General features: G+C 57.8%; 20 protein-coding genes. 11 read left to right on the forward strand and 9 right to left on the reverse strand.

What is annotated here, in order from left to right:
- Positions 1–68: 68 nt before the first annotated feature.
- The 3 genes from AC13QY_RS01460 to AC13QY_RS01470 all read left to right on the forward strand — a co-directional run bounded on the left by AC13QY_RS01460 (position 69) and on the right by AC13QY_RS01470 (position 1,857).
- Positions 69–509, forward strand: coding sequence for a hypothetical protein (locus AC13QY_RS01460; protein ID WP_488492690.1), 441 nt, complete (start codon positions 69–71; stop codon positions 507–509).
- A 76-nt stretch (positions 510–585) separates the two neighbouring features.
- Complete coding sequence (locus AC13QY_RS01465) at positions 586–1,011, forward strand: DoxX family protein (RefSeq protein ID WP_488492691.1); 426 nt, start codon at positions 586–588, stop codon at positions 1,009–1,011.
- A 339-nt stretch (positions 1,012–1,350) separates the two neighbouring features.
- Complete coding sequence (locus AC13QY_RS01470; RefSeq protein ID WP_488492692.1) at positions 1,351–1,857, forward strand: HIT family protein; 507 nt, start codon at positions 1,351–1,353, stop codon at positions 1,855–1,857.
- 478 nt (positions 1,858–2,335) lie between these two features.
- Here AC13QY_RS01470 and AC13QY_RS01475 read toward each other — a convergent pair whose 3' ends face one another.
- Positions 2,336–2,872, reverse strand: coding sequence for a hypothetical protein (locus AC13QY_RS01475; RefSeq protein ID WP_488492693.1), 537 nt, complete (start codon positions 2,870–2,872; stop codon positions 2,336–2,338).
- 925 nt (positions 2,873–3,797) lie between these two features.
- On the opposite strand from AC13QY_RS01475, the gene AC13QY_RS01480 reads away from it, so the two are divergent.
- The 4 genes from AC13QY_RS01480 to repC all read left to right on the forward strand — a co-directional run bounded on the left by AC13QY_RS01480 (position 3,798) and on the right by repC (position 8,404).
- A complete protein-coding gene (locus AC13QY_RS01480; RefSeq protein WP_113329495.1) occupies positions 3,798–4,274 on the forward strand; it encodes a ProQ/FINO family protein in 477 nt (158 codons plus the stop codon).
- 467 nt (positions 4,275–4,741) lie between these two features.
- Positions 4,742–5,935 (forward strand): plasmid partitioning protein RepA, encoded by a 1,194-nt coding sequence (gene repA / locus AC13QY_RS01485; protein ID WP_069610191.1) that lies wholly within the window; start codon positions 4,742–4,744, stop codon positions 5,933–5,935.
- A gap of 4 nt (positions 5,936–5,939) precedes the next feature.
- Positions 5,940–6,941 (forward strand): plasmid partitioning protein RepB, encoded by a 1,002-nt coding sequence (gene repB / locus AC13QY_RS01490; protein ID WP_113350721.1) that lies wholly within the window; start codon positions 5,940–5,942, stop codon positions 6,939–6,941.
- A 155-nt stretch (positions 6,942–7,096) separates the two neighbouring features.
- On the forward strand, positions 7,097–8,404 hold the full coding sequence (gene repC, locus AC13QY_RS01495; protein WP_113350720.1) for a plasmid replication protein RepC: 1,308 nt from the start codon (positions 7,097–7,099) through the stop codon (positions 8,402–8,404).
- A 490-nt stretch (positions 8,405–8,894) separates the two neighbouring features.
- Here the strand turns inward: repC and AC13QY_RS01500 are convergent, their stop codons facing one another.
- The 7 genes from AC13QY_RS01500 to AC13QY_RS01530 form a co-directional block, all read right to left on the reverse strand.
- Complete coding sequence (locus tag AC13QY_RS01500) at positions 8,895–9,902, reverse strand: hypothetical protein (protein WP_113350719.1); 1,008 nt, start codon at positions 9,900–9,902, stop codon at positions 8,895–8,897.
- Positions 9,903–10,409: 507 nt separating this feature from the next.
- Positions 10,410–11,126, reverse strand: a complete 717-nt coding sequence (locus AC13QY_RS01505) for a hypothetical protein (protein ID WP_113350718.1) — start codon at positions 11,124–11,126, stop codon at positions 10,410–10,412.
- A 175-nt stretch (positions 11,127–11,301) separates the two neighbouring features.
- Complete coding sequence (locus AC13QY_RS01510; RefSeq protein ID WP_113350717.1) at positions 11,302–11,931, reverse strand: exopolysaccharide biosynthesis protein; 630 nt, start codon at positions 11,929–11,931, stop codon at positions 11,302–11,304.
- 48 nt (positions 11,932–11,979) lie between these two features.
- A complete protein-coding gene (locus tag AC13QY_RS01515; RefSeq protein ID WP_113350716.1) occupies positions 11,980–12,291 on the reverse strand; it encodes a hypothetical protein in 312 nt (103 codons plus the stop codon).
- 68 nt (positions 12,292–12,359) lie between these two features.
- Complete coding sequence (locus AC13QY_RS01520; RefSeq protein ID WP_113350715.1) at positions 12,360–13,343, reverse strand: TerC family protein; 984 nt, start codon at positions 13,341–13,343, stop codon at positions 12,360–12,362.
- Between the two features lie 169 nt (positions 13,344–13,512).
- Positions 13,513–14,229 carry an SAM-dependent methyltransferase gene (locus AC13QY_RS01525; RefSeq protein ID WP_113350714.1) on the reverse strand — a complete coding sequence of 239 codons (717 nt, stop codon included), beginning with the start codon at positions 14,227–14,229 and terminating at the stop codon, positions 13,513–13,515.
- A gap of 143 nt (positions 14,230–14,372) precedes the next feature.
- Positions 14,373–14,852, reverse strand: coding sequence for an Lrp/AsnC family transcriptional regulator (locus AC13QY_RS01530; RefSeq protein ID WP_113350713.1), 480 nt, complete (start codon positions 14,850–14,852; stop codon positions 14,373–14,375).
- A gap of 300 nt (positions 14,853–15,152) precedes the next feature.
- On the opposite strand from AC13QY_RS01530, the gene AC13QY_RS01535 reads away from it, so the two are divergent.
- From AC13QY_RS01535 to AC13QY_RS01550, 4 genes are all read left to right on the forward strand, one after another.
- On the forward strand, positions 15,153–16,907 hold the full coding sequence (locus AC13QY_RS01535) for an alkaline phosphatase (RefSeq protein ID WP_113329506.1): 1,755 nt from the start codon (positions 15,153–15,155) through the stop codon (positions 16,905–16,907).
- 74 nt (positions 16,908–16,981) lie between these two features.
- Positions 16,982–17,446, forward strand: coding sequence for a hypothetical protein (locus tag AC13QY_RS01540; RefSeq protein WP_113350711.1), 465 nt, complete (start codon positions 16,982–16,984; stop codon positions 17,444–17,446).
- 4 nt (positions 17,447–17,450) lie between these two features.
- On the forward strand, positions 17,451–18,137 hold the full coding sequence (locus tag AC13QY_RS01545) for an ABC transporter ATP-binding protein (protein ID WP_113350710.1): 687 nt from the start codon (positions 17,451–17,453) through the stop codon (positions 18,135–18,137).
- Entirely contained in the window at positions 18,134–19,426 is a 1,293-nt protein-coding gene (locus tag AC13QY_RS01550; RefSeq protein WP_113350709.1) for an ABC transporter permease, read from the forward strand. The genes AC13QY_RS01545 and AC13QY_RS01550 overlap by 4 nt, the downstream gene beginning before the upstream one ends.
- A 6-nt stretch (positions 19,427–19,432) precedes the next feature.
- Here the strand turns inward: AC13QY_RS01550 and AC13QY_RS01555 are convergent, their stop codons facing one another.
- On the reverse strand, positions 19,433–19,990 hold the full coding sequence (locus AC13QY_RS01555; RefSeq protein WP_113350708.1) for a winged helix DNA-binding protein: 558 nt from the start codon (positions 19,988–19,990) through the stop codon (positions 19,433–19,435).
- Positions 19,991–20,101 lie beyond the last annotated feature (111 nt).

The raw sequence follows: 20,101 nt of genomic DNA on the forward strand, positions 1-20,101 counted from the left end.
GCGACGGAAGAGCTTTGGCTATAAAGGCGCCTGCGTGACATAAATCCTGAAAATCGGAACCGCGGACAATGATCTGGTTTGATGCCGCTCTTGAAAAGCATGCTGACGATGATCTTCTGCGGCGTTCCATCGCGGCTGTACTCAGTGTCGATACCGACAGTGTGGACGTAATCCACGACATAGCGCAAATCGCGGATATGCCGGCAACATGCCTCGTGACATCGGAAGCTTTCGATGACTATTCGCAGACCATCAGCATCTATCACTCCAGTGACCTGCACCCGCCGCTTCTTCTGGACGCTGCCAGCCAACTGGCACGACTGCTCCAGAGATCGCTCCTGGTTGCCGACGACGAGACAACGAATCCCTATTCTTTCATTCTGATATCCGGCGCCGGAGAGCCTTCCGTCGTTCTGGTGCATCCGGACGCACTCGACGAGAAACATCGCTATGTCATCACGAGCCATACTTCAGGCATGAGCGGACAATCACGGGAGTCCGACAAATAATTCTCATCCTCCCTGTCGGAATCACCTTCGGTTGGCCGTCCTTGGAATATCAACCGCGTCAACCTGGAGGGATATCGTGGAAAACGCTCAATCAATTTGGCAGACAGCCGCCATTCTCATCGCGCGCCTCATCTTCACCGCCGTCTTTGTGATGGCCGTCTCGTTCAAGTTTATGGATATGGGCGCGACTGCGAGCTACATCGCTGCCGCCGGCTTTCCATTTCCATTATTCTTGGCTTGGTGTGCCGCAATCCTTGAAGTGCTGCTTGCCGTCGCTTTCTTGACCGGTGCTTTGTTCGTCCCGGCGACGCTCGTTGCAGCCGTGTATGTCATCTTTCTTGGATTCTCATTCCATGGTCCGGGCCGTTGGGCCGGCAACCAAGCTGAATTCGGCTTCTTCGTGGATCACTTCGTTTTCGTAGCGGGACTGCTCTTCGCCGCCGTGCATGGGCCGGGAAACGTATTTGCCCTCAGGTGGACGCCTTGGTCGGAAAGGATATGACGCCGCTTCAGCATGATCTGAAGCTGACCGCACCATTCCGTTTTGAGGGGAGATGGGTAGTCCGCTGGCGCAAACTTGCAGCACATCGGTCATATCATGGGCGCTAGCAGCTTGGAATTCTGCTCCCTGCTGAAGCACAAAGCATGTATCGCTCAATTGATGGGCGACGTTTGCCGTTCGCTCCACCAAGTTTGAACACGCCATCCAATCTGCTCCACGTTCCCTTGCTACGCTACGTGGAGCGGGATGGGTGGCGTTGCTAGAGCAACTTCACAACCTGAATTGATGCGCTAGATTGAAAGCCGATACGCTGTGCGAGCAACAGGGCGGAGGTTCAAAATGAGCGACCGGCAACCATTCGATCTCAAGACCTATGTGCACGACAGCGAAACAAAACCATGCTTCATCTGCGGCTTGGTCAAGAATGATCCCTCTTGCTTTCATCACCGCATTTTTGAGGACGGCGAAACGATTATCTTTTTGAGCAAGTATCCAACGTTGCCTGGCTACTGCCTTGTCTGTCCGAGAGAGCACCGCGAGGATTTGGCTCAAGATCTGTCGACGGCAGAGTATCTCCGATTACAGGAAAAGGTGCATCTGTTGTCTCGCGCCCTCAAAAAGGTGTTTGACGCCGAGCGAATTTACGTACTTTCACTCGGCAGCCGACAGGCCAACAGCCACTTACATTTTCATGTCGTCCCCTTGCCTGCAGGTGTGCCGCTCGAGGAGCAGCAATACCATGCTTTGATGGCGGAGCACGGGGTTCTGCGTATAGCTGACGACCAATTGGCGCAAATGGCGCTGCGGATCGCTGGAGCCTATCATTCTGAGCTGACCGCATCATAGTTCGACTTTAGGCTTCCTACGGAACTTGCGGTTCAAAGAGATGATAGCGGTTCTCCTGTAACATACCGGCGATGCAAGGCGGGAAATCTTGGTCCTAAAGGATGATCGTCAGATTGGCGCGGCCGCCAATTCAGTCAGCAGCGGCATTTTGCGTCTGTCGGCTTCCAAGTCAAAACGATCACCCTTGCTGCTCCAAATAGCGCTGCTGCTGCCCGGAAGCGTCAAACCGCAGGTTTCACAATAGCTTGAGATTATGGTTAATACTTTGCTTAGCCGAAGCTATTTAAGATTTTGCTTCCGCCACACGCCAGCGTCCCTGCAATCGGGTTTGGCAATGCCGAGAAACAGGATACCGGACTCTCGAACCAAGGCCGCTTCGGAGAAACAGATTGCGCACCAAGGTTCCTCTCCCGCGGAGGACCATTGCCGTTGCCTTCCAACCGCAGGAAAAAGCAGCGGTCCCATACCCTAGCGCGCACTACTTCGACGGTGATTGCATGCTCTTCATGGCTTCGAGGTCTTCATGCGAGACGAACTCGCAAGCCAGCAGGGTCTTGCCCGGGAAGGCCGCGGATTCGCGGGCGACCACGGAGACTACTCCCATCTCGGCCGCGGGCTGCTCAGCCTTGCGCAAAGCGCGCCCATATGACTTCGTTGCGGTGCCGAGGAGATTGCCAAGCCCATCCGGTGTCAGGTGATAGGTCTTAGCCAGATCGTCCGCCCGCAAGCCCTCGACCAGAATGCCGAAGCTCGTTCCGGCGAAGACGATTTCACTCGTCTTGAAGCCTTGGCGGCCAAAGTCCGTAGACATTTTGTATACGGCAGCCGTCATGAGCGACGTATCCGCCTTCGCGAGCTTTTCAGCCTCATCATACATCTTTGTCGCGCTGGTAGTCGAATAAGGCGGCTTGCAAAGGGCGGCTTCGAAGAAGGAAGATTTGTCGAAAGCAAACGCACTCGAACCGAGCGTGAGTGAAACAACGACGCCCAGTGAAAGGGATGCTGCTATGCTCAAGAAGACTTCCCCCAATGACTGACGAGCCGTTCGAACTTGGATCGTGTCGACCGTGCTGCTGTATCTATCGCTACGATCGCCGCCAGCCAAGTCGCCCATAGCAACTATCTCCAGATTTTTTACCGGGCTCACAGATTAGATGACGACGGTCGCGGAATGTGCTTCAACCTGCGAGAAAACGCACCCTGATATAGAGCAGCCCTCTTCAATGGACCAAAGGGCGCCGGTTTGGCTTTACGACGCAAGACGCGATTTGCGCGTTCCCGCGCGATACCCGCCCCCTGCCCTCGATGGCTTCATTCTCGCAACCGCTTCTCCGTCTGCAGCATCCCTCAAATACGAATGCTCCCTCGCTGCCTTGCCGATGAAGGATGCTACTCGGCGCCGGAGAATTGCAATGGAGAGCCTCCGACATTTGAAGCCAACAGCTGGCGTGGAGCAGCGAAGGCCAAACCCATGCAATACTCTGTTACACCACGCTGCGCGCGGACTATTCGAAGGACGCAGCTTCACCAAGCAACCTGAACAACCGCAAATATAAGGAGTACCGTCGACCCATCGCCTATTGGCCGTGACTTGCTCCGCTAGCATTTGGTTTGCAGCCGGCCGAATAAAAGGCCTCTCCCCTTTTGAACACACCAACCCGCGCAAACCAGAGCCCTGCGACATTTTCGCAGGCAGCTTGTTACAAATTCGGGATTGAGGGAAGATGCGCCGCGTACGCGCTACCTATCGCGGCTTCGCGAAAGCTAGCCGTCCAACTATAAAAATCTCGTTAACCAAAAACTTGCTGCAGGCTGCACCATCTCATATATGAACGTCGGCTTGGCGTGAGGGCGAACAAGCGGGACAGATTTCTTTGCCATCCCGTCAAAATCACTTCACAATCAGTCCGTAATGGAATTGCACGCAGAGGAACGATTTGATGGAAGAACCTTGGACAACCAATCGCGAGCCGATCGTGGCGACCGAACTCGATGTCAAGAAGGCAGCCGCGATCAACACGCTCTTGCTTCGCCCCATCGCTATCCTACCCGCCAAAGCCGGCGACCCTATCCGTCCTTTTGCGCTTGGCCTCTGGAATGAAATCCGTCCACTTTTGAAACCTGACGTGCCAGTCATGTCTCTGCGTCGCTCCACCAGCGCGTTTCTGCATTCCAAACGATATTATCATGCCTGCGCCCAGCCGGATTCCATGCGGCACGATCTCGCCGGCAATCCCGTCGAGCCGCTTTCGGCCGAAGACAGGCTTGCCGCACAGCAGCGCCTGATCACGCTGCGCCAAACGCAGGCTAAGGCTGCGGCCCAACGCGAAGAGCCGCCACCACCGCCAGCTTTGAGCAAAGCAGAACTCATTCGAGCCTCCCTCCTCGGCCGACGCTCCGACCGCGCCGCCCGCTGATGCGCCTGGGCGCATCGCCTCATATCCTCCTCGCCTTCATTGTGACGACCGTAATGGAAACGCTGCGCCCTTGGCGTGGTGGTGCGGCGATGCAATTGACAGCAGCTCCGGCTGCGTCCCGGTAGTCCGTGGACTACCGGCCCATCAAGCTCATTCATGAAGTGACACGCTTGGACGCGATCAATCCAGAATCCTGTTGGCCTTCAGCGAAAGTGGTCCGCGGACCACTCGCCGTTCGTCCATGAAAATCGGGATGCGAATCGCTATCCAGATCGGCCGTACCTAAATCGCCGAAATAGTAAAGCGGCATCGGATCGAACGTCGCTGCACGCTGTTGATGCGTAAAAACGCATCAAAAACTGCCTTTTATCTAAGCATTTGTAAAACGGACACGAATCGGAGCATATTGTAACTGCGTAGTTCAGTAGCATTCTGTCACAATTGCGCAGTTAATTGGGAAAACAACCATGCAGCCGAGTCTCGTGCTACAAGAAGATCAAGAGCACCTTCCAACGCTTCTGGCGACAGATGCGCAGGAATTGTCTTATCAGCTCCAGCAACATCAGGCAAAGATCTTCCCGCCTCAGTCACAGAAAACTATGCGGATGTTTTCGCCGGCCGAAGCTGCAGCCTTCATCGGCATCGGTGAGGGCTATCTTCGCCAGATCGCAGCCGAAGGCCATGGACCCGACCCGCTTTCCAATGGGCGCCGGCTTTATGCCGCCGAGGATATGGACCGCATCCGCAAGGTACTGGATGAGCGCAACGGGACACCCAAATATGTTCCCTGGCGCAGAGGGTCGGAAAAGCTCCAGATCATCTCGGTCATGAATTTCAAGGGCGGTTCGGGCAAGACCACCACCGCCGCTCACCTCGCCCAATATCTGGCGCTGAGGGGCTATCGCGTGCTGGCCATCGATCTCGATCCGCAGGCCTCCTTGTCTGCCCTCTTCGGTCATCAGCCGGAACTCGATGTCGGTGAAAATGAAACTCTCTATGGCGCCATCCGCTATGAAGAGCCGCGTCCAATCGCCGATATCGTCCGCTCGACCTATACGCCGAACCTGCATCTGATCCCCGGCAATCTCGAGCTCATGGAGTTCGAGCACGAAACGCCGCGCGCAATGGCGGCAGGTCGTGCGGAGACCATGTTCTTTGCTCGCATTGGTGAGGTTCTGACCGAGATCGAAAGTTTCTACGATGTCGTTGTCATCGATTGCCCGCCGCAGCTGGGTTTCCTGACGATGTCTGCGCTCTGCGCCGCGACGTCGATCCTCATCACCGTTCATCCGCAGATGCTCGACGTCATGTCGATGTCGCAGTTCCTGACAATGACGAGCGAGCTTATGTCCGTGGTCGAGAATGCCGGCGGGCGCACCAGCTACGACTGGATGCGCTATCTCGTCACTCGTTTCGAACCGAACGACGGGCCGCAAAGCCAGATGACAGGCTTTATGCGAGCCATCTTCGGCAATCGCATGCTGCAGAATGCCATGGTCAAATCGACGGCCGTTGCCGATGCCGGTGTCACCAAACAAACGCTTTATGAGGTCGATCGTGCCCAATTCACCAGGGGTACCTACGACCGGGCTCTGGATTCGCTCAATCTCGTCAACAGCGAGATCGAGATGCATCTCCGCCTGACCTGGGGAAGGAAATAAATAGATGGCGCGCAAAAACCTTCTTGAAATTTCGGCGCCGAACACGGCGCGCACGGATGCGCCAGCAGCAAAGGACAATCGCCCGATTGCAGGCTTCCTGCCGCAGGCGAGGGGTGGTGGTCCGGTGGGCGGCATTACGAGGACACTCGGAAACATCACGGAGAAGATGGAACGCGCCAGCGACCTCGAACGGCAGCTGGCGGAAGGGCAGACGGTCGTCGACATCGATCCCGATGTCATCGACGGATCCTTCGTTACCGATCGCCTCGAAATAGATCCCATTGAGCTCGGCCAACTGGTTGAGCAAATACGCGAGCACGGCCAGCAGGTTCCGATCCTTGTGCGACCGCATCCGGAGTCCAAGGGGCGCTTTCAGGTTGCCTACGGTCATCGTCGTCTGGCAGCCGCGAAGGAACTCGGCATCAAAGTGCGCGCTGTCGTCCGTCAGCTCACGGATGACCAGCTAGTGGTTAGTCAGGGCCAGGAAAATAGCGCACGCACCAATCTTTCCTATGTCGAGCGAGCGTTGTTTGCGTTGCGCCTCGAGCAGCGTGGTTTCGGCCGCGATATCATCATGGCCGCACTCGGTGTGGACAAGGCAGCGCTTTCCAAGATGCTGATCGTCACGAGGCAGGTGCCTCTGCCGCTTATCAGCGCGATCGGGCCTGCTCCTGAAATCGGCCGCAGACGTTGGCTGGAACTGGGAGAACGTCTTGAGAGCATCGCTTCCGAGCCGATCATTGCCGAGTTGTCCGCGGACAACTATCGGAAAATGTCTAGCGATGAGCGCTTCCAGCAGGCACTCGCTCTGGCAACAGGTAAGCCCGCTTCTGGCAAGAGCACTGCAGCTCCCTCATCCATAGCCGGAGTTCCGGTAACCTTTAAGCGAACGCCGGCGCGCGCCACTTTTGTTTTCGACAGCAAGGCTGCGCCCGGTTTTGACGAGTTCGTGCAGGAGAGACTGCAATCTCTCTTCAACGAGTTTCAGCAAGGAAAGGAAACGTAACCCGCAAAAGAAAAAGGCCCCCAAACGACGTCGTCGTGGAAGCCCTTCTCTGATCTTAAGCAAATCGAGAATCGCATTTCCCCGAATCACAGTCAAGAGTCTTTGACGCCGTTTTGGTGAGCTGTCTTCTTTTGCCACAACGTAGGTGAAAGAAAATGGAAGCCGAATATGTGACGACGCCTTTTGGGCGGCGGCCGATGACGCTTGCCATGTTGATGGCTCAAAGACGAGCCGAGCATGGGAAGCGCATCAAGTCCGTCGACAAATGGAAGATTTATCGCGCGCTCTGTGAAGCTAAGCCTCTTCTCGGGGTGACGGATCGTGCGCTTGCAGTTCTCAATGCGCTCTTAAGCTTCTATCCGAAAAACGAGCTATCGGATGACGCCAACCTGATCGTGTTTCCCTCGAACGCGCAGCTCTCGTTGCGCGCCCATGGGATGGCCGAGCAGACCATTCGCCGCCACTTGGCTGCGTTGATCGCTGCCGGGCTTCTGGTACGCAGGGATAGCCCCAACGGCAAGCGTTATGCTCGTCGGAGCAGGGCAGGGGACCTCAATGAGGCCTATGGCTTCTCATTGGCGCCTCTTCTCGCACGCGCCGAAGAGATCGAGCATCTCGCCACTCGGGTTGCGGCCGAACGGCTCCATATGCAGAGCTTGCGCGAGCGTATAAGCCTCCACAGACGCGATATCGCCAAACTGATCGAAACTGCCATTGCCGAAGCCGTGGAAGGCCCTTGGGAAGCCGTCTACGTGGCTTTCCGTGCGTTGATTGACGGTGTTTCGCGATCTCCCACCGCAATGGAGCTGGACGTTCTCCTGGATAAACTCTGCCGCCTGCACGACCAAATCATCAACCAATTGGAAACACATGTAAAAGCCACGAAACTAAGCGGCAATCCCTATCAAAATGAGCGGCACATACAGAATTCAGACTCCGAATCCCTAATTGAATCTGAAACCGAGGCCGGACAGCAAGAAATGCCACTGGACGAGACCGTATTTCCGCGGACAACACCACAGACGCCCGAAGCGGCAACATCTCCGGGCGTTATCGGACCAACATCCTCAACAATGCGCAGCTTTCGCGTTGAAGCTCGTAACGAGACTGCGATGGAGCTAAAGTCCTTCCCACTGGATCTCATTCTCCGCGCTTGTCCAGACATCATGTCCTATGGACCAGCAGGGACTATCAACAACTGGCGTGATCTGCTTGCAGCCTCGATCATCGTCAAATCAACACTCGATATCAGCCCTGGAGCCTATCAGGAGGCCTGCAGGATCATGGGGACAGAAAATGCTGCCACCGTCATCGCCTGCATCCTCCAACGCGCCCCATACATCAATTCAGCCGGCGGCTATCTTCGCGATCTGACCCGGCGAACGGAGAAAGGAGAGTTTGCGATCGGTCCCATGCTTATGAGCCTTCTGCGGGCAAATACGACCGCGCCAAAGGTGGCCTAGCCGGTTCTAATTTCAATGTGGAAAGATTGATATCCGGTTCCGCCTAGGCCTCGATACGGAGCGCTGGTTTAACGCAGACCTGATCAAGTCTGCTGAGACGCATCGACCACGGTTTTGGTTGATGCGAAAGACGGCGCAGCCCTCCTATAGGGCTAACGGCAGGAAAGAGAGGGATAGCTTCTGATTGAGGCTTTATCTCAATGAAATCAATCGGCTAGAGGCTGTGTAAAATTCAGCCAGGTCAGCCGAAATAAGTCATAGGAGGCGTTCTTATCGTCCGCCGATCTCAAGTTTTTATGCCGTTTTTACCGGCAAATGTCCATATATTTTCGCGTCGATCCGGCGCTATGGTATCCACAGGCAAGCTTACCGCGCAGGCATTTGGACGCGACAGGAGAAATTGCATCCCGGCTCCCTTAAACAGGCGCGGCAATGATCAATGATCCCGGCCGTCACCTGTCAAATTTCCTGATTTGGCTCTCGGCCACCGTCACGGCTGGTCGCAGATCGGGATCGGCTTGGCAGGCGGTGCCGGATGGTCCTTCTTGTATTGCACGATGATCGGTTCGAGGGTTTCCTTCGGCCAGAACTTAGGCGTGCCGATCTCCTTCAAGCAGGAGTCGTTCCAATATAATCCGGATTGGGCCGGAGAGCGCCCCGCCGCAACGGCTTTGGCGATCGCCTTGATGTCCGAGGACTCCGGATAGATGTAGAGCGTCGTCGGATTGTCCTTCACCATGGAAATGATCTGATTGGCATCCGATGCCGCCCAACTGGTGCAGCCGTCGCTACGGCCGCCAGCATATTCCACCAGCTTTCCGAGCGGAACATATCCGTCCCGGTTGGCGTAGGGGCTCTGCGGATCCTTCTTCATGCAGATGCCCGCAACCTTGGCGGCCGCATGTCCGCCGATCGCCCTTTCGCGAGCATTCGCGGTCTCGCCTTCGCCATCGAACTGGAGGAACGTGCGAAGATAGGCAGCTTCCTTGGTTTGTGAGAGCTTGTAGTAGCCCTTGAAGGTCGTCTTCGTCTCCTCCGTCACATAGGAACCGCCCGTCGTCAGGTTCGAGTCCATCGCATTGCCGAAGTTCTTGGCGCACATGCGGCCGTTGCCGAAATCAGCTACGCCCTTGAGATCGCGGCCGCTGCCGTGGCCGGATGAAACGACACGGAACGTCTGTGTCGCCTCGCAAACGATGTAGAAGCGGCCCGCGGACTTGCCGTCATTTGGAGTGTTCGGACGAGTTGCGTCCATGGCGAAATAGCAGGGATTTTTGACCGTGCCTTCGCTCACCTTTCGCATGTAGAGCGCGCGGGCTCTTTGCAGGACTGGTTGAGCGATCTGCCCGTCGCCGGTACCGACATAGGCTCCGAGCCAGGCCGGAATGTCCGGCTGCCGGGTGGCTGCCAGGGATTGCGATGTTGCGGGAATGACGAGGGCGAGGGAGCAGAGGCTGAGCATCTGGGGGACGCTTCGAAGGGCATATCTCAACCGCACGGAATTAGTTCTCCTATCAAATATTCTGGGTCGGCATTCGCTGCTGCCGTCAAAAGCAATGTTGACAGCCTGCCTGCCCCACAAGCTCGCCTGCCAAACGCTTAGATCCAGAACTCATACTTGTGCGCTGCTTTGCTGAACTAGATCCTAACAGATGCCGGAAATCCTGGCTGACGAGGAAAATTGCTCGCCTGTCATTGATCGACTCCATCCGTTTTGCGCCAGCATTCTTCAGCGATCGCGGCGCAAATATGGCGGACTTGAGGCGGTGAGGGCGCCAACAAAGCCTTGATGGGCTTATGCCGCGTCACGAGGTGGGGTGTGCTGCTTCTGCAAACGCGGCAAGCCGTCTTCCAGATTGAAGGACAGAATTTGCTCGCTCACCTATCCATGGACGGCGGGCGCGTAAAATTCCGGATAATGCAACGGCATCATCCCTTACGATGTCGGGGTGTTGCCGATGTCGCTCTTCGGTGTCTGGATCAGGTCGACAAAGTGGTCGGCCACTTACTGCGATGGCAGATGGGGAGCGGGAAAGTCCAGCACCCGGCTGGTATAGCTTTCGATCAGTGCGCTGAATGGTGTTCCATCCGGCAGCTTCAGCACGGCATGGTGTTCGAGAAGAAAGGAAGGCAAGGCGAGAGACCCGCTCCCGGATGGCGGCAGATCGGCGCCGGTTTCCCATCCTTGCGGGAGCGGCGACCAAAGGAGCTTTGCCGACAGGTTCGTGCGGGTGAAATTGAGAGCCTGAACGGCACGGCCGAACGCGATGTCGCTCGTATCGAGCGACTTGTTCATTTCGGCTGTGAGCTTTGCCGGCACGTACCAATTGTCCGCCTCGGACAGAATACGATCCCCGCAAGCCAGACGAACGCGACGATAGGCGACAGGTTCGTCAGGTCCGACCGCCAGCAGCTTCCGGATTGAATCGTCGGCCGGCTTGTCCTGACCGCGCACGCGCTGCGCAACGATTTTCGAGCCATCCGGTGCAAGCTTATGCGCAGCACACCAGCGATCGAGCGTCAGCGTGGCACTGGCATTGCTGAGGAGATCGGCATTCAGGGTCTGCAGGATTGCCAGTGCTTCCAGACGCGAGGTCGGCGTGTCGGGCCACTGAGAGGCAGCCGGCATTTCCTGCGCCGTCGCCGTGTGCGCGCCAAGCGCGATGGCGACGGAGCTGCCGAGGGCAATCATGCGGACGAAAGACGGGGGCTTTGATGGCATGCGATGAAATCCTCTGCACTGATGATTTTACAGGCCGGAACCTAATGGCTGAGAAATGCGCCGCTGGCATAGATGGCAGGCTTGCCGCTATTGGCAAGACGCGAAAAGGCTGTTGCGGACAAGCGCGGCAACTGGCCGCAAAATCATCCGCTGTCTTCCTTACTGAATAGGATGCTTACGATCCGATCGCATTCAGGCTGGTGAAAGCCAACTGAATGAGACCGGCCGTGGCGATGAAGGCCAGTGCTGAGACGAACAGCGCCGCCAGGATCAGCAAACCGTCCCGTGCCATCAGGGCGACTGAGATCGCCATGAGGGCAACGACCGGCATATAGTTGCCGAGCGGGATCGGAAGGACAATGGCGACGGCCAGCAGGAAGATCGGAAAAGACAGCAGCCATTGCATGGTGCCGCCCGTGAAAGCGGCCAGACGGCCCGGACGAACGACAGTTTCGACCTTGGCGAGGATCGGCGCGCTGTAGCGTACGATGAGTTCCACGATTACTGGCGAAAGCCGGCGTCGGTTGATAAAGGCCGGTAGCCATATCCTCCGGCGGCCCAGTGCGATCTGCACCGCCACCAGAGCGAGAGCGCTTCCGAAGACGACGCCGAACGGTCCTGGGATCGGGATCAGTGCCGGCAGCGAGAGAAAGAGGATGGTAAAGGCCATGCTCGTGTGCCCGAGGCCGCTGAGCACCTCGCCGATGGAGATGCCGCCCTGCTCATGGGTGAGCCTGGCGAGATGGTGCAGGCGAGTGGATGCCCTGTCATCATGCCCAGTCGTATCGGCAGCCTGTTCTGTCATCGGACATCACCAGATAAGGTCACCGGAATTTCTTGTTTGCACAAAGCGTCAGGCTTCATCGACACCTTCGCCCTTTCCCTGGATAAGCCTGATGACGGGCGCGCAGTCCGGATTGCTTTTATCGAGCAGATCGGCAGGGCTGCTCCAGCCGGTCGACAGGCCGATGACGGTTGAAATCGTCCAGAAAGTGTCTTCGGAGGCGCGTTGCGCCAGTGCCGGGACCTCGGACGAGAGACATGCCTGCGATTGCCTGATGATCCCGACAGGCTGGCCGGCGGCAGCGGCATGCCGCTCGATTTCGGCTTGAAGCGGGCCAAGGGCGAAAGTTGCAAAAAGGGCTGCGAGGAGATTGGAGATCATGTCTGTACCTTGTCGGAAATCTGTTTGAAGCGGGGAGGGAAGTGCCCCAAGCGGGGCACCTCATGGCGTCAGGCGCTTTCAGCCTTGTCGCGCGTCTTCAGCAGGCTCCAGCCGACGCCGCTTGCAATGATCGCGAAGGTGATGCCGAGCGAGAGGACGGCCGGGAATTTTTCGAGACCCAGCATATCGGCGACGAAGATCTTCGAGCCGATGAAGACGAGCACGACGGCGAGCGCGGGCTTCAGGTACCGGAAGCGGTGGATCATGGCGGCAAGCGCGAAATAGAGGGCACGCAGGCCAAGGATCGCGAAAATATTCGACGTATAGACGATGAACGGATCGGTGGTGATCGCGAAGATCGCAGGAACCGAATCCACGGCAAAGATGACGTCGGCGACTTCGATCAGCACGAGCGCCATGAAAAGCGGCGTGATGAACCAGACCATTTTTCCGTTCTGCGGATGCGGCTGCTTGACGAAGAAGCGCTCGCCATGATGGTGGTCGGTGACGTTGAAGCGGCTGCGCATGAAGCGTACCAGCGGGTTCTTTGACACATCCGGTTCGGTATCCTTCACGACCAGCATCTTGATGCCGGTGATGATGAGGAAGGCGGCGAAAACATAGAGCAGCCAGGAGAACTCGGCCACCAGTGTCGTGCCGACGCCGATCATGATCGCGCGCAGCACGATGACGCCGAGAATACCCCAGAAGAGCACGCGGTGCTGATAGAGGCGAGGCACGGCGAAGAAAGCGAAGATGAGGGCAATGACGAAGACGTTGTCGAGAGCCAGCGTCTTTTCCACGACGAAGCCCGTCATGTAGGCCAGGCCGGAATCGGCACCGAGATACCACCATACCCAGCCGCCGAAGGCGAGGCCGAGCGTGATGTAGAGAACGGAGAGTTTGATGCTCTCGCCGACACCGATCTCCTTGTTTTCCTTATGCAGCACACCGAGATCGAAGGAGAGAATGGCGATGACGAGCGCAAGGAAGCTTACCCACATCCAGAGCGGCTTTCCCAGCCACTCCACGAAGAGCAAAGACGTTTCCATGTCGGAAAACCCCTGTCGGCGCGGTGTCGGAAAGGTCCGACATCGCGAGAGCGCCGACGGCTCTCACCAGAGGGGCCCGGACCAGCGGGTTGGCCAATAGCTGGGAAGCCGACGTCGGCGTTTCAAGGGTTTGCGTGCATTTTGCAAAGACGACAATGTCACGTAGCGTCTAAGGGTTGGTTCGACCGATATGGATGCCGTAAACGCTTGCCCTTTCCTGCGCGACGAAATCAGCCAGGGCGGGAGGAATTTCGACCTGGGCGGTATGCCGCGCGAGAATATGGAATCCCTTCGGAAGACAGGTCGCGATGCGGCCGATGATCGTTTCATAATCGACGATCAATATCTCCTGTCCGGCCACAAGGTCGAACAGCAGCGGATCGTCGATCACATGCTCATTTTCACAAAACCAGTAAGAGGAGATTGTCAGGTCGGGAAGATACCCGATCTGCGCCGGCAGGCTTCGTTGCTCGAACTGGAAACGTCCCGGCAGGCCAGCCGCTGACATCAGCTCCCTGGCGAGAGCGAGCTGATGTTCGGATATGTCCAGCCCGTAAACCTCGAGCTCGGGATTTCCGGCAAGATAGGCAAAGGCAAGGCTGAAGGCGCCCGAGCCGCAGCCGAGATCGCATACCCTTCTATATTTGTGGACCGTTGCTTCGAGGCTGGTAAGTACCTGCAGGCACTTCAGTGAATTTCGCATTCCGAACGCACGCGTGAAGGCATCGGCGGAACGACTATAGTCGAATATCTCGATCTGGCGCCTGCTTTCGACAGCATTGCGCAAGGCAATGGAATCGTTGCTGGGATGGTATAGATGATTACATCTGAGCAGAACTTCGGCAAATTCTTCGAAATGCCGCGTCTGTACGTCCGTGCCGGTCATGCAAGCCTGTCCTCGCCAAGGATATTGTCTTTGGCGTGATTGGAAAGGCTGCATGCGCCGAAAGCAAGCCCTCAAAACTTGCCCATGATGCCCGGTAGGGCAAGGGCGCGCAACAACGATCATCGAACGTCGGCGCCGCCATGTCAGCCTTGCGGCAGGGCGATCGGAAATCCTTCGAAGGTCTTGAGAGTATCGAGGACGATTGCCGTCTTCACATGCTGGACCGATTCATGCGGAAGCAGCACGTCGTTGACGAAACGGGAGAGATCGGTAAGCCCGCGGGTGGCGACCTTCAGGTGATAGTCCATTTCTCCTGTCAGCGCATAGGCTTCCAGCACCTCCGGCAGACCGTTGATGAGCTGCGAAAACCGGCGGGCATTATCCCTGTTGTGGGTGGCAAGCGTCACCGAGATGACGACGAGCATGTCCAGCCCCAGCTTCTGCCGGTCGAGATTGGCCTGGTAGCTGCGAATATAGCCTTCTGCCTCCAGCCTCGTGCGTCGCCTCGAGCATTGCGACGGCGAAAGCGCAATGCGCTCGCCGAGCTCGTTGTTCGTCAGTCTGCTGTCTTTCTGAAGCTCCTCCAGCAGACGCAGATCCAATTTGTCGAGCTGTTCATCCATTGCACAAAACTCTGAGAATCCTCACGAAGCGTGTGTAGTATTCGCTTATCTTATGAGGATGGCAAGTTTGACATCATGAATGTCGGCTTAGCTTGCATGACGAAGGTTGCGCGGATTGTGTCGAATTGGAAAGAAGGTCCGTAGGTTCGGCTGGCATTTTAGATGCGGCACACACAATCAATCTTACTTACCGATCGTCGTTTTGGAATTAGCGGTTGAGAAAGTTGACTCCATTTTACGTGATTGTCATCTGGCTTTTATAAGTGGGGAGCGGGAAGCAACCAAACGCAGGGGGTATAAATGCGTAAACTTCTTCTCGCCATGATGTCTGCGGCCTTGATGTCCGGCGCAGCCCATGCAGCGACAGTCTATCCGTTGGACCGGGCAACGGTACTTGCCGGCTCTCCGTTCGATTTCAAGGTGGAATTCAACAAGGTCGTCAAGCCGGAAGACGTGAAGGTCACGGTCAACGGCGAAAGCTACGACGCGGTTTTCGGCAAGGCGGCTGATTTCGTCGCAGAAGAGAAGGGCGCTGAAGACAAGGTACTCGGATCGGCCCTGATCCTGCGCGGCATCAAGCTCGCAAAGCCCGGCCAGTACAAGGTCGAGGTTTCGGCCGGCGACGAGAAGAAGTCCGTCAACTGGGATGTCTATGGCACGTCGGCCACGCCGAAGGCCAAGAACATCATCTTCCTGCTCGGCGACGGCCTCTCTGTTGCACACCGAACCGGCGCCCGCATCATGTCCAAGGGCATGACCGAAGGAAAGGCCAATGGCCGTCTTGCCATGGACGATATCCCGCCGGTCGCCTTCATCGGCACCTCCTCGACCTCTGCGATTGCCACCGACAGCGCCAATACCATGTCGGCCTACATGACCGGCCACAAGTCGGCCGTCAACGCCCTCGGCGTCTACGCCGACCGTACGCCGGCAAGCCTGGACGACCCGAAGGTCGAAACGATCGGCGAGGCGTTGCGCCGCACCGGCAAGAAGTCGCTCGGCATCGTCACCACGGCCGAAGTCGAAGATGCGACGCCGGCAGCGCTCGTTTCCCATACCCGCAAGCGCGGCGACAAGGCGGAGATCGTCGGCATGATGTACGACGTCAAGCCGGATGTCCTGCTCGGCGGCGGCTCGGCCTATTTCCTGGCGAAGAGCGTTCCTGGCTCCAAACGCAAGGACGACAAGGACTATATCGCGCTCTTCAAGGATGCCGGCTATGCCGTTGCGACCGACAAGAACGAACTGGCGGCGGCTGCCGGCTCCAACCAGGACAAGCTGCTTGGTCTCTTCCACACCGGCAACCTTGACGTCACGCTCGATCGTGAATTCCTGAAGAAGGGCACCGTCGACAAGTTTCCGAACCAGCCGGGCTTGGTCGACATGACCAAGGTCGCGCTCGATAAGCTTGCCAAGAACCCGGACGGCTTCTTCCTGGTGGTGGAAGGTGCCTCCATCGACAAGATGAGCCATCCGCTCGACTGGGATCGCGCTCTGGTCGAAACCATCGAGTTCGACAAGGCCGTTGCCGTCGCCCGCGAGTTTCAGGCCAAGAATCCGGATACGCTTGTTGTCGTCACCGGCGACCACACGCATGGCGTTTCGATCATCGGCACCGTCGATGACGAAAAGAAGGGCACCGAGATGCGCGAGAAGGTCGGCACCTATGCGGCTGCCGGCTTCCCGAACTATGAGGACAAGGATGGCGACGGCTATCCGGATCGCGTCGACGTTTCGCGTCGCCTGTTCATGGCCGCCAACAATGGTCCGGACCACTACGAGACCTTCCGCCCGAAGCTCGATGGTCCTTTCGTGCCGGCTGTTCAGAACGAGAAGAAGGAATACGTCGCCAATGAAGCCTATAAGGACGTGCCCGGTGCCGTCTTCGTGCAGGGCAACATTCCGCGGGACGAGGACAGCGGTGTCCACGCCGTCGATGATGTCGTGCTGCAGGCGGCTGGTCCCGGCGCCGAAGGCTTCCGTGGCTACATGGAACAGAGCGATGTCTACCGTGTGCTGGCCGATACTTTCGCGTTCGGCTCCGAAAAGATGTAAGTTGTTATAGATCGTATGACCATGACAGGCGGCTTCGAGGCTGCCTGTCTGTTCACCTTTCATGAGGATATGCGATGTCCGGGGACAGGATCGCCACCATCAATCGTCGGGGCTTCTTGGCCGCTGCCGCGATTTTGCCGGTCATGGGCATTGCGGCACGTGCGAATGCCGCCGAGACATTGGGCTTCGGCGAACTCTATAAGAGCTTCGGCCCACTCGGGCTCGAATTTTCCGACAAGGTGAAGCAGCTGAGCGGCAGGGAAGTCGCCATCAATGGCTTCATGGCGCCGCCATTGAAGGCCGAGGCCGCTTTCTTCGTGCTCACGGAAATCCCGATGTCGCTCTGCCCGTTCTGCTCTTCCGATGCCGATTGGCCCGACAACATCATGGTCGTCTATCTCTCTTCCAAGCAGACATTCGTGCAGTACAACGCGCCAATCACGGCGCGGGGCGTGCTGGAATTTGGCTCGTGGACCGATCCGGAAACCGGATTCATCAGCCAGCTGCGTCTCCGCGACGCATCGTTCAGGACCGTCTGAACACATGCTTGCGCTCGATATCTCCGGTCTTGAAATGCAGTTTCCCGGCCTGGCCGCGCCGGTTCTCGCCATCGACCGCTTCCATCTGCCGGCGGGCGGCAGGCTTGCGATCACCGGTGCTTCAGGCTCCGGCAAAAGCACGTTCGTCAACGCCATTACCGGCTTGGAAGATGTCGGTAATGGCAGCATATCCTGGAGCGGCACGGAGATCACACGCCTGTCGTCCGGCCGGCGCGATGCGTTCCGCGCCCGCAATATCGGCCTTATCATGCAGGATTTTCATCTCTTTCCCGGCCTGTCCGCCTTCGAGAATGTCGTGCTGCCGATCAAGCTGACGCGGCGCCTTACGGCCAAGGAGCGGGAACGCGCACTTTATCTGCTGTCTGTCACCGGTATCGCCCGACCGCAGCAGAAGATCGAAACCTTGTCACGCGGCGAGATGCAGCGTGTTGCCGTTGCCCGCGCACTGCTGTCGCGTCCCGGCGTCATCGTTGCCGACGAGCCGACCGCCAGCCTCGATCGTCAGGCGGGTAGTGATGTCGCGGAGCTTTTGCTGCAGCTTTCGGCCGAGGAGGGGACGACGCTTGTCGTCGTCACGCATGACGCTGCACTTGCCGAGCGCCTTGGCCGCCGCATCAATCTGGCAAACGGGCGCATCGAGGAAGACAGCCAGGAGGTGGCCGCGCGATGATCACCTTCATTCTTGCCGACCTCAGGCGCTTCTGGAGCGGGGCGTTAGCGGTTGTCGTGCTGATTGCCCTGTCAGTCGCGCTGAGCGTGACGGTGACTCTGCAGGAGCGGGCAGTTCGCCTCGGCAGCGCACGCGCCGCGGAAAAGTTCGATCTGCTTGTCGGTGCTGCCGGCAGTGAAACGCAGCTGGCGCTTTCCGCCGTTTTCCTGCAGCCGGCGCCATTGCCGCTGATGGAGGGTGCCGTTCTGTCTCGCCTTGCCAGTGATTCGCGTGTCGAACTGGCGGCACCGGTCGGCTTCGGCGATTCCGCCTACGGACATCCGATTGTCGGCACGACCACGGGCCTCATTTCGTCCCTCTCGCCGTCGCTCTCGCAGGGGGTGATGTTCGCGCGTCTCGGCGAAGCGGTTGTTGGCTCGGATGTCGCCTTGCCGACCGGCGCGGAAGTCAAACCAATGCATGGCACGGCCGAGACCGGCGGCGAAACCCATACGGCCATCGCCTATAAGATCACCGGCCGCATGGCGCCGACGGGAACAGCCTGGGATCGCGCCATCCTGGTGCCGATCCGTGCCGTCTGGCAGTTGCACGGAATGCATGGCGCGGACCATCACGACGATGATGGCGACGAAGCCAATGTGCATGGCGCAGCCGAGCCGCATCAGCATGACGACGGGCGCGAAGAAGGCCACGACCATGAGCACGGTCATGTTGATGCCAATGCGCCGCTCGACGAGCATTTCGACGTGCAGACGCCCGGCGTTCCGGCCGTTCTGGTCAAGCCGAAGACGATTGCCGATGCTTATCGCCTGCGGCAGGAATACCGCACGGGTACGACACTCGGCATTTTCCCGGCTGAGGTGCTGACCAGGCTCTATGCAACGCTCGGCGATGCCCGCAGCCTGCTGCTGGCGATCGCATTTGGGACCCAGGCGATCGTGATTGCCGCGATCGTGCTGGTCACCATCATGCATGTCGGCTCGCGGCGCCGGCAGATCGGCGCCTTGCGGGCGCTTGGAACACCGGTCCGCTCGATCATCACGCTCGTCTGGGGCGAGCTCTTCGTCCTGTTCGCCGCCGGCATCCTGCTCGGTATCGCCCTCGGCTACGCGGCAGCGCTGGTTATCTCCGTCAGGCTGGCGGCAGCGACCGCCGTGCGCCTGCCCGTCGGTTTCTCTTTCGATGATCTCTGGCTTGTCGGAGGCTTTGCAGCCGTTGCCGCGATCATCTCCATCGTGCCGGCGTTCAGCGCGCTACGCTCCAGCCCGGCTGCCGCACTGCGCGCCTAAGAAAGTCTAGTCGTCCTTAAAACGGCGATGCGTCGCTGCGCTTCTGGCCACGTGCTCATAAATCCCGGTCATCAAGTCCAATGTGCTGGACGCTTCCTCCAAACGGCGGCCCATGTTCGGAACGCCTTGCACAGCTTTTACCAGAAGGGCCGAGCGCACTGCGGCGTATTCATCTGTGACGTCTCGACCTTTTTCTGTCACCGAATATGTCACCCCCGAACGGCCGCTGCCCCTTCGTTCTACCAGTCCTGCACCGACCAGCTTTCTCAAGCTGTACTGCATGTTCGGGATATCTTCTCGATTGGACAGGCGCGCGAGATCCTTGATGGATTTAGGCCTATCATGCATGCGAATTATATGGAGCATGGCATTCTCAGGGCCGCTTGCTGCCAGTCCAATGACCGAAGCCAGACACTCGGTTTGCCAGCGTCCGAACGCTTCGAACGCGCGCATGAGGGCAAATTCCAATTCGGTCAGGTCCACTTGCAGCGGTGTTTGCGCCAGATGCCAGCTTCGATCCAAGCCGCGTGGATGGCCCTTCTGGTCTTCGGTTTCGGTGCTCATATGCTTCCTTTGCGGGATATTGCGGTGACGCCAAGACGGCGAGAGTTGACAAGTTTCAAGTTTCAAATAAAATTTCTATCGTAAATTATATCAAAAAATAAAGGGAACGAA

The organism is Martinezella sp. CNPSo 3795, assembly GCF_057784475.1.